This window comes from Ureibacillus thermosphaericus (genome assembly GCF_012396605.1).
GTDB lineage: Bacteria > Bacillota > Bacilli > Bacillales_A > Planococcaceae > Ureibacillus > Ureibacillus thermosphaericus.
Map to the genome: position 1 here is coordinate 1 of NZ_JAAXPW010000018.1, position 12658 is coordinate 12658.

At 35.0% G+C, this 12658-nt stretch carries 14 protein-coding genes and 1 pseudogene; 5 read left to right on the plus strand and 10 right to left on the minus strand.

The window, feature by feature from the left end; all coding sequences use genetic code 11:
• Positions 1–133: 133 nt before the first annotated feature.
• Both HF990_RS08460 and HF990_RS08465 read right to left on the minus strand, forming a co-directional pair.
• A pseudogene (locus tag HF990_RS08460) lies at positions 134–629 on the minus strand (LURP-one-related/scramblase family protein).
• Positions 630–663: 34 nt separating this feature from the next.
• Positions 664–1524 carry a LysR family transcriptional regulator gene (locus HF990_RS08465; protein WP_168412413.1) on the minus strand — a complete coding sequence of 287 codons (861 nt, stop codon included), beginning with the start codon at positions 1522–1524 and terminating at the stop codon, positions 664–666.
• A gap of 388 nt (positions 1525–1912) precedes the next feature.
• Here HF990_RS08465 and HF990_RS08470 point away from each other — a divergent pair, with 388 nt between their 5' ends.
• Positions 1913–2311 carry a hypothetical protein gene (locus HF990_RS08470; protein ID WP_016838881.1) on the plus strand — a complete coding sequence of 133 codons (399 nt, stop codon included), beginning with the start codon at positions 1913–1915 and terminating at the stop codon, positions 2309–2311.
• Between the two features lie 270 nt (positions 2312–2581).
• Positions 2582–3748, plus strand: a complete 1167-nt coding sequence (locus HF990_RS08475; protein ID WP_016838883.1) for a uracil-xanthine permease family protein — start codon at positions 2582–2584, stop codon at positions 3746–3748.
• Positions 3749–3808: 60 nt separating this feature from the next.
• On the opposite strand, the gene HF990_RS08480 is transcribed toward HF990_RS08475, so the two are convergent.
• From HF990_RS08480 to HF990_RS08495, 4 genes are all read right to left on the minus strand, one after another.
• Positions 3809–4699 (minus strand): manganese catalase family protein, encoded by an 891-nt coding sequence (locus tag HF990_RS08480; protein ID WP_016838884.1) that lies wholly within the window; start codon positions 4697–4699, stop codon positions 3809–3811.
• Between the two features lie 71 nt (positions 4700–4770).
• Positions 4771–4974 carry a YuzF family protein gene (locus HF990_RS08485; RefSeq protein WP_016838885.1) on the minus strand — a complete coding sequence of 68 codons (204 nt, stop codon included), beginning with the start codon at positions 4972–4974 and terminating at the stop codon, positions 4771–4773.
• A gap of 183 nt (positions 4975–5157) precedes the next feature.
• Positions 5158–5475 (minus strand): DUF378 domain-containing protein, encoded by a 318-nt coding sequence (locus HF990_RS08490; RefSeq protein WP_016838886.1) that lies wholly within the window; start codon positions 5473–5475, stop codon positions 5158–5160.
• 248 nt (positions 5476–5723) lie between these two features.
• On the minus strand, positions 5724–6095 hold the full coding sequence (locus HF990_RS08495; protein ID WP_168412414.1) for a winged helix-turn-helix transcriptional regulator: 372 nt from the start codon (positions 6093–6095) through the stop codon (positions 5724–5726).
• Between the two features lie 201 nt (positions 6096–6296).
• On the opposite strand from HF990_RS08495, the gene HF990_RS08500 reads away from it, so the two are divergent.
• Together HF990_RS08500 and HF990_RS08505 are read left to right on the plus strand one after the other, a co-directional pair.
• On the plus strand, positions 6297–7508 hold the full coding sequence (locus HF990_RS08500) for an MFS transporter (RefSeq protein WP_168412415.1): 1212 nt from the start codon (positions 6297–6299) through the stop codon (positions 7506–7508).
• A 63-nt stretch (positions 7509–7571) separates the two neighbouring features.
• Positions 7572–8414 (plus strand): aldo/keto reductase, encoded by an 843-nt coding sequence (locus HF990_RS08505; protein ID WP_168412416.1) that lies wholly within the window; start codon positions 7572–7574, stop codon positions 8412–8414.
• Positions 8415–8531: 117 nt separating this feature from the next.
• Here HF990_RS08505 and HF990_RS08510 read toward each other — a convergent pair whose 3' ends face one another.
• A complete protein-coding gene (locus tag HF990_RS08510) occupies positions 8532–10085 on the minus strand; it encodes a BCCT family transporter (RefSeq protein WP_168412417.1) in 1554 nt (517 codons plus the stop codon).
• A 235-nt stretch (positions 10086–10320) separates the two neighbouring features.
• Positions 10321–10701, minus strand: a complete 381-nt coding sequence (locus tag HF990_RS08515) for a DUF4183 domain-containing protein (RefSeq protein ID WP_016838891.1) — start codon at positions 10699–10701, stop codon at positions 10321–10323.
• Between the two features lie 109 nt (positions 10702–10810).
• Here HF990_RS08515 and HF990_RS08520 point away from each other — a divergent pair, with 109 nt between their 5' ends.
• On the plus strand, positions 10811–11155 hold the full coding sequence (locus tag HF990_RS08520) for a DUF4183 domain-containing protein (protein WP_016838892.1): 345 nt from the start codon (positions 10811–10813) through the stop codon (positions 11153–11155).
• Positions 11156–11397: 242 nt separating this feature from the next.
• On the opposite strand, the gene HF990_RS08525 is transcribed toward HF990_RS08520, so the two are convergent.
• Positions 11398–11853, minus strand: coding sequence for a DUF2269 family protein (locus tag HF990_RS08525; protein WP_016838893.1), 456 nt, complete (start codon positions 11851–11853; stop codon positions 11398–11400).
• A gap of 311 nt (positions 11854–12164) precedes the next feature.
• Complete coding sequence (locus HF990_RS08530) at positions 12165–12566, minus strand: DUF4064 domain-containing protein (RefSeq protein ID WP_168412418.1); 402 nt, start codon at positions 12564–12566, stop codon at positions 12165–12167.
• Between the last annotated feature and the right edge of the window lie 92 nt (positions 12567–12658).

Genomic DNA, 12658 nt, shown 5'->3' on the forward strand with positions numbered 1-12658 from the left:
TAAGAAAATATGCACTACGAGGGGTGTAAAACCCTCATGAATTGGATGAAATTGTAAAAGGGTGAGCTGTTTCAAACAACTCACCCCTTATTTTTGAGGTTGAAAAATACTTATGTCCCAACCTCTTTTTTTATCAAACTGAACTTGTGGCAGACGCAATTCTTTGATCTTCCTTCACACAATCAATGGCAATTACAAGAGCAATAATGATGGTTTCCACCTCTTCTTTTAAGATTTGTGCTTTATAACTGTCTCCCCAAGAAAACCATTCTTTGCTTACTTGACCTATTTTTTCACCATGTTGGAATACTTGAAAATCCATATCCCACCAATTACCACGTACTTCTATTCCAGCTGAATCTATCGTATAGCGCGATTTAAAAAAGGTAAATTCCTTTATGATTGTTATGACGTGCTGCCTTCCAACTTCAACAGTAAATTTTTGCAATACACCAAATACTTTTTTGTAATAAGGGCTACTTGTTGCCCCTCCATATTATAAATTGAAAAGGTTTTTGGAATTTTTAAGAAGCTCCCTTTTCATAGTACACATCATTCTCATGTTCATCTTTGATCGTAAATTTATCAGTTAAGCTAAAAAACTTTTGTTTTATATACAGTTGTTTCATTCAGACTCTTCCTTTCAAAAAGGTTACAAACCTTTTAAGACAGTTTTCGAATGATGAAATCGATAAAATAACGACTAGCAATTGGCAACGTTTTTTTATTTTTATAAGCAATGCCAATTGTTCGAATTATCGGAGGGTCCACTTCTTTTATGACAAATCGGTAACGAACTTTTTTCATCACCATTTCCGATAGAATTGAAACGCCGAGTCCACTTTCGACCATTGACATTATTGTATAATCATCAATTACTCTATATTGAATATTAGGGTGCAATCCTTTTTTCTTAAAAGCATTTAGCGGTTCATTTAGTTCTCCTTCTTCAAGTAATATAAACGGTTCCTTTGCTAAATCTTCTAATGTGACTGTTGAATCGTTCGCAAGAGGATGATTTTCTGGTAAGATTGCGACCATATTATCCTGCTTTAAAACAACTGTTTCTAAGTCTTCTGCCGCATCAGGATTGACAAACCCGAAATCCACACTGCCTTCTTTAATATATTTGACGATACTTGTATATTCTCCTTGTTGCAGGTGAAATTGCACGGATGGGTAAAGGTGTTTAAAATCTTGCATTAAACTTGGCAACCAATTGCTTGAAACGCTTGTAAAAGTTCCAATTCGAATATGCCCGTTTGCTAATCCTTGCATTTCCTTCGCTTTTTCAATCAGTTCTGCATGAGAATTTGCAACTCTCGTAATAAAAGGCAAAAATTCCTCTCCATCCGGCGTTAATGTAATGCCTTTTCTTGAACGGTATATCAACGTTGTCCCCATTTCTTCTTCAAGAGCTTGAATCATCTGACTGATAGCAGACTGAGTATAACCAAGTTCTGCCGCTGCTTTTGTGAAGCTCCCTCTTTCAATCACTTTTAAGAAAGCATAGTATTGTTTCATTTCTTATAAAACCCCTTCATAGACTTGCCTATGTAATAATTATAAACATTAATTTTACTAGATTCTTCCCTAATATGTAAAATGATGGGATGAAAACTGATATTCCAATAGCAATGGCTTATTTTATAATTTCTATTGATATTACTTGTAATTAAATCCTTTTGAAGCAGTAGTGATGTCTGCCGCAAATTGAATTTTAACTGGACATTTATGCTAAAAGTGGGCTTCTTCACTTTAATGAAATCAAATTCATCAATCCATTCATAATTCATAAAAAATCGTATTATGATGAAATAAGCAAAGGAAAAAGGAGGAACAACAAGCTTTAAGTAAAAGGAAATGGCGACGTTAGTAGGAGCATGGAATAATGACAACAAGGAGTGTATACATGAGGGGATCCATTTGGATTAAGCTTGCAGTTCTTTACTTGATTTTTGGAATTTGTGTAGGATTATTTATGTCGATGACGCTTAAACTTCAATGGGGTTCTGCTCATGCACATGTAAACTTAGTTGGTTTTGCAACAACGGCTATTTTCGGAGTTATCTATAGCCTTTATCCAAGAGCTGCAATCAATTCATTAGGTAAAACACACTTTTGGCTTCATCAATTAGGGGTCCCGGTTTTCCTACTCAGCGCCTTTTTAGTTCAAGTCCCTGGTATGCTCGATACAGCACATATTTTCACATATCTTGGCGGCGGTGCATTTTTATTAGGCAATCTCCTTTTTATCATCAACGCTTTTAAAAATATTAATGAATCTAATATTAGTAGGAAATCATTATAAAAATTTAGTACGCATCAATAAAGGCATGCAAACTTCATTTGTTTGCATGCCTTTTCGATTCTCTACAAACTGATTTTGTGAGTACCTAACAAAAGGCAAAGGGTGCCTCCTTTTCTTTTAGGTCGTTCATTACTCTCCCAACTTATGTACAATTTTATTCTTCATCACTATATCCTTCATTAATTTGTCTTATTTCAATAGTGAAAATTTAAAATTCATATTCTAAAAATTTCATGACAGAAATACCATTTATTAAGGAGGGACACTTGTTTGAAAAACTTTTTGAAAGCGATTCCATTGTCTTTGCAGCATTTGTTTGCTATGTTCGGTGCGACGATTTTAGTTCCAGCACTCACCGGATTAGATCCAGGTAGTGCACTTGTTGCTAGTGGTTTAGGGACTTTAATATTCCATTTGATTACGCGTGGAAAAGTTCCTACTTATTTAGGATCGTCCTTCGCTTTCATTGCGCCTTTAGCATTGTATGTAGGGGAATTGAATTCGCCGGGCGAGGCAGTTGCAGGACTTATTAGTGTTTCAATTGTTTATGGAATTGTTGCACTTCTTATTACTTTTATTGGTTTTGATAAAGTCCGGAAAGCAATTCCTCCAGTAGTTGTTGGCCCTGTTGTGAGTATCATTGGGTTAGCATTAGCAACGACAGCTGTTACAAATATGGCTAGTGTAAATTGGGATGTAGCAATCGTCAGCCTCCTTGCCGCAATTATCGCGACACTTGCAGGAAATAAAATGGTTCGTTTACTGCCAATTATTATTGGCCTAGGAGTAGGATACATTTATGCCGCAATTCGTGGAATCGTCGATTATAGCCCAATTGTAGATGCTCCAGTATTTGCTCTTCCTCATTTTGTCATGCCTGAATTCACATGGATTGTCATTTTCGGAATGGCACCTATTGCATTAGTTACAATCATCGAAGACTTAGGACATATGTTCGTATTAAATGAGATTACAGGTAAGGATGTAACGAAGGATCCAGGATTCTCAAGCATTCTTTGGGGAAACGGTCTCGCTACATTTATCTCTGGTTTAATTGGAGGTCCTGCACAAACAACTTATGCAGAAAACCTTGGCGTATTAGCAATTACTCGTCAATTCTCTAGCAGAATTATTCAAGGTGCGGGTGTCATTGCCATCTTATTAGGTTTATTCGGAAAAGTAGGGGCTGCAATTCAATCTATTCCTGTTGCTGTTATGGGTGGTATTTGTATCTTGTTATTTGGTATGATTGCTGGGATGGGAATACGCCACATGATCGAAGAAAAAGTGGATATGACGAACATGAAAAACTTAATTATTGTAGCAGTTATCTTTATTATCGGTATTGGATATGCAAACGGGATCGCTTATGCAACAATTGCTGGATTGCTTATTTATTGGCTTATTCCTGATTTTACAACAAAGAAGCAAAATTAAAATAAAAATGCCGTTCCACATCTTGTTAAATGTGGGACGGCAAATTTTTTCCCAAACTTATTACAAGTTGCTTTGCAGTCTTTTTAAAATCCGTAAATAATCATCCCGGTCAATTCCAGGAGCAAATTCTTCTGGAAGTTCAGGAAAATCTGGTACCGGTGCTCCTTCTGGCATTCCGTGAATCACTCTCAACTGTTCGCCCGTTTCAGGATTCTTCCCTTTCCAAATTTGATTAATATCGCGATAATCTTCTTCTCCCCATGTATACAATACATTATATAATCCCTGTTCCATAAATGGTCTTGCATAATCAAATTTGTTATTATCAAGACTTGGTACTGGGAGCATTTTTCCAACATCTACTCCTGTTGCCATTTCGATTGCTTTTGCATAAGCAATAATGTGTGTGCCACCTCTAACGAGTAAGTATCCAATCATCGTTAAGGCAGTCGGGTGAGTTGTCATCTCGTAAACCCTCATTTTATGAGTTCTGGCACCAATCTCTAATAAATAATTGAAAAGTAAATCAGCTACGAGGTTACCGGAATTTGTAACGTATTCACCATTCCATGGTCTACCCATTGAATCTCCTGGATAAGCAGTTTGAGCAGTCGTCGTAAAGTGGAGGGAATAACGTGCGTCTTTTCCGTTTTGGAGTGGAGCGGTATCAGGACCAGTTGGAACTGTGTTGCCAATGGAGAGCAGGTTGATAGTATTCGCCACTAACTCCACATGACCAAATTCTTCTGCTGTAATACTTGCCACTAAGTCATAAAAAGGTTTAAGCTTTTTTTTGCCGCGGAAATTAAAGGATTGGAACATGTAATTGTTTAGCGTAGACATTTCACCGAACTTACCACCAAGTAATTCTTGAACAGCTGCAGCGGCATTCATATCACCATGTTCCGGAATTGGTAAGTCTATCAGAATTTTATTCACTCGTTTCATCATAAGCGATTAAGCCTCCATCCATAATTTTTAACCGTTTCTATCTTATGATGGACGGAGCTTGACCTATGCATTCATAATGGTTGAATCCAAATAATTTGTTCAGTTCGAACAAAAAATGGCGATCCACCCATATGAATAACAATATGATCTGGCATCACGGTTTTCAATTCCCCACGTACACTGCCGCGAACTGTTTGAACAGCAATGGATCGATTTAGAAGGCCTTTTAACGACTCAAATACATACGGATCACTGAGTTTCCAGTTTCCACTCATATTTCAACACCCCTTTTTACGAATCCATTGCAATATATGCAATATTTGACGAAAATGTGCTATTGTCTACGGAGTTTCAAATTTTATAATAATCCAAAATTTTCTTCTTAATGTAAAAGCAACAAAAAAAGTGCTGCACTCTTGAGATGATTACGTAAAGTGCTGCACTTTCTTAAAAGTATTTTATTCATTTCGCTTGTTTTTTTCTTCTACAGAAGTGAAATCAGCTTCTTCTCCAAATTCCGTTCCGTAATTAATATTGTTTTGTTGGCTTCTAGGACGAACCGTTTCTTGTCGCTCCATATCTTCCCATGGTTGAAACAAGAGTGTTAAACAAAATAGTCCGCTTAAACCAACTAGACTGTAGATAATACGTGATAAGGCTGTATCTTGTCCTCCAAATAATGTCGCGACTAAATCAAAATTAAAAAATCCAATAAGTCCCCAATTAATAGCTCCGATAATTGCTAATACTAAAGCTATTCTTTGCAACGTTCTCATGCAACATACCTCCTTTATTCTCCATTTACAATTCATTGGTATTTGAATTGTATTTTTATCATTTGTTTCAAAGGAGGTTTTCATACGTTTAAAGTTGGGATTTTTTATAATGAATGGTTTCCGAATTTGGAGTTTGTTACTAATATTTGAATTTATTGATATTCTGATGCTAAATTTTGTTAAGAATAAACTTTTCCTTTGTTTAGCTTAATTGAAGACAGAAAATAATACTTACACTCTAATTCAATTTATTTTAAGTGTTCATTTAAAATGTTCTCTTCCAAAACTCCATCTGTACTACCATACACTTTGACGATATGTTTTTTCCCCCAAGTACATAGAGCATCTAGAATCCCTTTCAAACTCCAACCATATTCACTTAATTCATACTCAACCTTCGGAGGAACTTGATGATAAACAATTCGTTTAATAACTCCATCTTGCTCCAATTCGCGTAATTGTTGAGTTAACATTTTCTGTGTTATATCTGGCATTAGACGCTTTAATTCGCTTGGACGTTTCTTACCGCGAATTAAATGGCATAAGATGACACATTTCCACTTTCCGCCTATCACTTCTAACGTTGCTTCCACTGATATATTATATTTTTTATTCTTCAATGATCCTTCCCCCTATTCAATAGGTACCAAAAAGTAACTATATCACTAATAAGTATCTATGGCACTTTAAAGTACGTAATTTCCCTTTTGTTTTCTATTATTCATAATAGCATTATCCAAATAATCTACGTAGATTTTTGGTCAATCATTTAAGCCAAAAGTGTCTATTTATTAGAAAGTCAATTTTTGGGAGGAAATTAAATGGCTTTAAGTAATCATCAAAGTATATTAGCATTATTAGCTTTAGCTATTAGTGCATTTGCAATAGGAACAACAGAATTTATTAGTGTAGGTCTCTTACCGCTAATAGCGGAAGATTTGGAAATATCGGTTACAACAGCAGGATTAACCGTTTCTTTATATGCTTTAGGAGTGACATTTGGAGCTCCAATTCTAACATCCCTAACTACTAGTATGTCACGAAAGCTATTATTACTTTTGATTATGTTCATATTCATCATTGGGAACAGTATTGCTTCATTTGCAACAAATATTAGTGTTTTACTTATTGCCCGTGTCCTTTCTGCCTTCTCACATGGAGTCTTTATGTCCATTGGTTCTACAATAGCAGCAAATTTAGTATCAGAAGAAAGAAGGGCTAGCGCCATATCCATTATGTTTTCTGGACTCACTGTTGCCACTATTACAGGAGTACCAATCGGAACGTTTATAGGACAACAATTCGGCTGGAGAATTGCCTTTTTTATTATTGTGGTCATTGGAGTAATAGCCCTTATTGCAAACAGTTTGTTAATTCCATCCTCTTTACCAAAAGGAACTCGTACAACGTTTCATGATCAATTCAAATTATTAACGAATGGTCGCTTACTATTATTGTTTATCATTACAGCCTTAGGTTATGGAGGTACCTTTGTAGTGTTTACTTATTTGTCTCCAATTCTCCAGATTATAACAGGTTTTCAAGAAGGAACAGTTGCCTTGATTCTTCTTGGATATGGTATTGCTATCGCTATTGGCAACATGATTGGCGGAAAATTATCTAATCGCAATCCAATTAAGGCATTATTTTATATGTTTATTGTACAGGCAGTCATTTTATTTAGTCTTTTATTTACCGCGCCATATAAATCATTAGGATTAATTACCATTTTCTTAATGGGGCTTCTAGCTTTTATGAATGTACCTGGTCTACAAGTGTATGTAGTAATTTTAGCCGAAAGATTCGTACCAACTGGGGTGGATGTAGCCTCAGCAATCAATATTGCTTCATTTAACGCTGGAATTGCAATAGGTGCCTATTTAGGGGGTATTATTACAGACACTATAGGTCTTATTCACACCTCTTGGATGGGAGCGCTTATGGTGATGATAGCAGCCATTCTTTCTGGTTACTGCCTATCTTTTGAGAGTAAAGATCGAAATAAAATCGGAGTAAAGGGGGTGGTCTCTTAAAATTTTTCTCAAGTCATAAACCGATTGATAAATCCTGAATATAGAACATTGGAGGTCATAACGTTGATTACTAATTTACAAGATACAACTACTTTGTATAATGGTGTAAAAATGCCTTGGCTTGGAATTGGTGTATTTAAAGTAGAAGAAGGTCCCGAATTAGTAAATGCTGTTAAATCGGCAATAAAAAATGGTTACCGCAGTATTGATACAGCCTCTATTTATAATAATGAAGAAGGCGTTGGGCAAGCCATTCGTGAAGGGATAGAAGAATTAAACATTCCAAGAGAAGATCTATTCATTACATCAAAAGTGTGGAATTCTGACTTAGGCTACGAATCAACTATTGCCGCATATGAAAAAAGCTTAAAGAAACTTGGTCTTGAATATTTAGATCTATATCTAATCCACTGGCCAGTGAAAGGTAAATATAAAGAAGCTTGGAAAGCATTGGAGACCCTTTATAAAGAAGGTAGAGTTCGAGCAATTGGAGTAAGTAATTTCCAAATTCACCACCTTGAAGATTTAATGAAAGATGCTGAAATAAAACCTATGGTTAATCAAGTTGAATATCATCCTCGATTAACACAAATCGATTTAAAAGCCTTTTGTCAACAAAACGGAATTCAATTAGAAGCATGGTCCCCTTTAATGCAAGGGCAATTATTAGATAATCCAATCTTACAAGAAATTGCGAATAAACATAACAAATCAATTGCCCAAGTAATCATTCGATGGGACTTACAAAACGGAGTAGTAACCATTCCAAAATCAATTAGAGAACATCGAATTATTGAAAATTCAAATGTATTTGACTTTGAATTAACTAGAGAAGAGATGGAAAGAATTAACGAACTCAATCAAAATCTGAGAGTAGGACCAGATCCGGACAACTTTGATTTTTAAAAAACATTTAACTACACCACTATTAGATGGTGTAGTTTTTTTCTGTTTTATACAACTATGAACATCTTCATCTAATCGGATAAAGATTTTTTCAAAATATATTTAAGTCATACATCTCTATTTCTCTTGCTCTTCCTTTTCGATTTGTGCTTGGATATATTTCATTCTGCGAACCTCCTTTTGTGTAATCGGAATTCGCTCTGTTCGTAACATTTTAACTAACGATGCAATCAGCATCAGCACGACGACCGTAAATGGCAACGCGGAAATAAGTGAAGCGGTTTGAAGAGTATTTAAACCATCTGTAAAGAGAAGTACGCTTGCAATGGCTGCCATTAATATACCCCAAACAATTTTTGAAAACATGCTCGGATTTGGTGTCCCGCTTGACGTCATACTCGCCATTATGAAGGTAGCCGAGTCTGCAGACGTAATTAAAAAGATAAAGATGAGTGCAATACCAATTAACGAAGCAATAAACGTTAAGGGCAATTGATCCAACATTTGAAACAACGCAACGGTTAAATCCGTATTAACTGCCCCCGCAATATCGGTTCCTTTATTTAAATCAAAATATATCGCCGTGCCTCCAAAAGTGGCAATCCAAAAACATGATACAAGCGGTGGCATAATTAATACGCCAACAATAAATTCACGAATTGTTCGTCCTTTTGATACACGTGCAACAAACGATCCAACAAATGGGGACCATGCGATGGCCCATGCCCAATAGAAAATGGTCCAATCTTTTACCCACGTACCGCCCACATATGGCTGCAGTCTTAAACTATATTCAATAAAATGGGTAATATAATCGCTAATTGCTAATACAAATGTTTCTAAGATAAATACAGTAGGCCCTGTTACAAAAACAAAAGCGAGTAACAAAAGTGCTAATCCCATATTTATATTACTCAAAATTTTGATTCCTTTGTGAAGACCCGTTGTACTTGAAGCCATATAACCAATAAACATAATTCCAATAATAATAACTTGAACCCAAATACTCACTGGTACACCAAAAGCCGCATTCAATCCACCATTTGCTTGGAGTGCTCCTAAGCCAATGGAAGTAGCAACTCCCATCACTGTAGCGATAACCGCTAAAATATCAATCGTGTTTTTAACAGCAGGATTGGTTCCTGTAATTGGTTCTAATGCCGTAGACATTAAAAGATTTTTTTTACGATTAAATTGCATAAAAGCCATCACAAGCCCCATCATGGCAAACACTGACCATTGACTGATGCCCCAATGGAAAAATGAATATCCCATCGCAAGTCTTGCCGCTTCTGGCGTTAATGGTTCCACATCTTTAAAGGGTGTTGTAAAGAAATGACTCATTGGTTCTGCCACACCCCAAAATACTAACCCAATACCCAAACCAGCTGAAAATAACATAGCAATCCATGTGAAAAATTTAAACTCTGGCCGTGCATTCTTTCCACCAATTCGAATTCTTCCATATTTTGAAAAAGCTAATCCAATTAAAAATATTGCAATAATCAAAACAGATACTAAATAAAACCATCCGAAAAATTCGGTAGTTAATGAAAAAATGGAACTTGATATGTTTTCAAATGCATTGGGCACAATAATTCCCACCAAGACGCATAACAAAATAAATACACTAGAAATAATAAATACGACATTACTAAAATGCTCTTTCAAAATAAGCCCCTCCCTACAAAAAACCTCCTATCCGATACTTAATAGTTATTACCTAATTTTTTCGTAAAAAAACATTTTCGTTCCGAAGACTCACAAAATTCTCGCTCATTAATAAAAGCCCCTTTTCTCTTAAAATGAATGATGCGAGAAAAGGGGCTTTTATTCTAACTAACAAAGCACCACTTCTAATCTAAAGAGGTGCTTTATTTTCAGATAATCTTCATTATACAACTTCTTAAGTATTAATAGTAGTTTGAGCTGTTGGAGCGAAGTTAGTTACCACAAGAACTACTGGTGAATTTGCAATAATATCTGAATCTTCAGGAACAGTAATGACAAGTGATCCTGTACCAGTTCCACCTGGATTATATGTCACTAAATCTTGCATTACTTGTACACCGTTTACATAAACAATTAAATAACTATTCTCATCTGATAATGCTGGAAGTGTAACACCTGTTGCTCCAGTATCATCCATGAAATCTTCTGCGTTAATTGTTAAAGTAGATGGCCCAGTTACAGGAGTATCTACTACATAAAAAAATTTTTGTACATCTGGATTAGTAAGTACAGTTGTAGCGGCATTAATTGCAAGCTTTAAAATTTCTAATGCCATCCATTTTCCTCCTTGAAGCTAATTTCATTTTATTGTATGGAGAAATTTTTTGTGTACTTGGGCATATTATAGTAGAAACTATTAGTAATTAATTGGAAGGAGCGGAATGATGGAAAATAAAAAGTGTGCTAATAACTTACCTAAGCCATTTTTAAAAATCCCTCATTTACCACCCACAGAGTTTTCCTTTCACCTTCCAAAAAAGGTTGAAGTTTTTGAGTACTATACAAATTCAAACGGAAAATCAAGAATTTATAGAGATCAAGATGGCATTACAAAAGGAAAAAATCAGAAAATCATTGACCCAAGTACCGTCTCCTATATGAATTTATTTATTAATGGTGTGCTACAACCTAAAGAAAATTACGAAGTCCAATGCGGTATGATTAAGTTAAAAACGAAAGACCTGCCACCAAAAGGAGCTCCAATTATTCTTCAAATGTTTAAGTTTTGAAATAGTACATTTCATAAGCATGTCTATCCTAAATTTTTTGAGGCGAAAATTTGGAGATTTAAGGAAGATTTCCGAATATAGCTAAAATCGACGAGTTTGGGAACTTTGGAAAAGGGGCTTCGTGTATACTTTACAATTCCTACTCCACCATAAGGTCGTTTAGTTGAACATACAAGTCCTGTTATAATCAAAACAAAAAACCACAATAAAATTGTGGTTTAGTGATTTAAATGCAAAATCCATTAAAAAGGTTTAAATACCATTAAAACAAGAATCATTACGATTAAAGATTTTTCAACTATATTACTTACAGATATTTTTCTTAACAATTCTGTATATTCTACCGGTATATGTTTACCTTTATTTTCCATTGATATTTTCAACATCGATTTCATTTTAGGTTCGATAAAAATTGAACTATATACCGCTAAAATGACCATTAAAGCAATTGCTAACAGATACCAAGCTGATTGAAATAATGCCCTATTTAAAAAGCCCATTACTAGACCAGAAATAAATAATAATCCGAAACCGATACTAGATAGAGCATTAAGTTTTGCAATCATTTTATGAGTTACTACTAACTCATCGCTATTTTCACATGCCTTTAACATTCGGTAAACAAATAGCGTTGGCCCAATACCCACAATTGCACCTAAAATATGAATTCCTACCATGAAAGTATATAAATGGCTCAATGATTTCACTCCTTCACTTTTTTAATGTATGCCCTTTATATTTACTTCAACTATTTCATTCTCATTACTTCTTTCAAATTCAATCAAATCAAAGGTTCCTTTTATTAAAAATATAATCTTCTTTAATGGGTGTTAGATTTGCTTGAGAGCCAAGAACTTTGACCTAAAGCGTGTTATTATGAATTAGGTCTACTAAAACCATCAAGTTCAATGACTCTGTAGGGAAGCCTCTTTCATTACCATGTACGTTTCGAATGTAACCATCCATTCATTGCTGTACATTTTTAGATTCCAACCTTTCATATAGCATTTTAACTTGTCACATTTTTAATAGGCTTTCTGCTTAATGCTAAAGCACCTGCAAGGATGTAAAACATACCCGGAATAGCACTGAATAAGGAAATAACGGTAATAATAACCGTTACGATAATTAAGCTCCATCCAATAACTTTTGGACTATAGTTTCTCTTAACTAGAAAAATAGCTAAAAGTCCAATTAAAATACCAATTATACCTGGCAAAATAAACATCGTACCCGCTTGACTTAATTGTTCTAGTGTATATGCATTTTCGCTTTCACTCCAACCAGCTTCTAAATATTGTAGAAACCGATCACTTTTCGTGAGGTATAAGAATACTACTCCAGTCCCTACCATAACAATGCTCAACAAAACCCCCAATATGTTTATCCCAATTTCAATTTTACGTCTCATAATAGTAGCCTCCTTAATATTTAAAACAGCTTTATTGGTTTTTGTGAATGAATATTTATAAATTCGTTCATTTTAGGGGATGGAAGAAAATT

Excerpts from the sequence above, each read along its gene's own strand:
- HF990_RS08465 (WP_168412413.1), bottom strand. The coding sequence starts at position 1,524 with ATGAAACAATACTATGCTTTCTTAAAAGTGATTGAAAGAGGGAGCTTC.
- HF990_RS08470 (WP_016838881.1), top strand. The coding sequence starts at position 1,913 with ATGAGGGGATCCATTTGGATTAAGCTTGCAGTTCTTTACTTGATTTTT.
- HF990_RS08480 (WP_016838884.1), bottom strand. The coding sequence starts at position 4,699 with ATGATGAAACGAGTGAATAAAATTCTGATAGACTTACCAATTCCGGAA.
- HF990_RS08485 (WP_016838885.1), bottom strand. The coding sequence starts at position 4,974 with ATGAGTGGAAACTGGAAACTCAGTGATCCGTATGTATTTGAGTCGTTA.
- HF990_RS08490 (WP_016838886.1), bottom strand. The coding sequence starts at position 5,475 with ATGAGAACGTTGCAAAGAATAGCTTTAGTATTAGCAATTATCGGAGCT.
- HF990_RS08500 (WP_168412415.1), top strand. The coding sequence starts at position 6,297 with ATGGCTTTAAGTAATCATCAAAGTATATTAGCATTATTAGCTTTAGCT.
- HF990_RS08515 (WP_016838891.1), bottom strand. The coding sequence starts at position 10,701 with ATGGCATTAGAAATTTTAAAGCTTGCAATTAATGCCGCTACAACTGTA.
- HF990_RS08520 (WP_016838892.1), top strand. The coding sequence starts at position 10,811 with ATGGAAAATAAAAAGTGTGCTAATAACTTACCTAAGCCATTTTTAAAA.
- HF990_RS08530 (WP_168412418.1), bottom strand. The coding sequence starts at position 12,566 with ATGAGACGTAAAATTGAAATTGGGATAAACATATTGGGGGTTTTGTTG.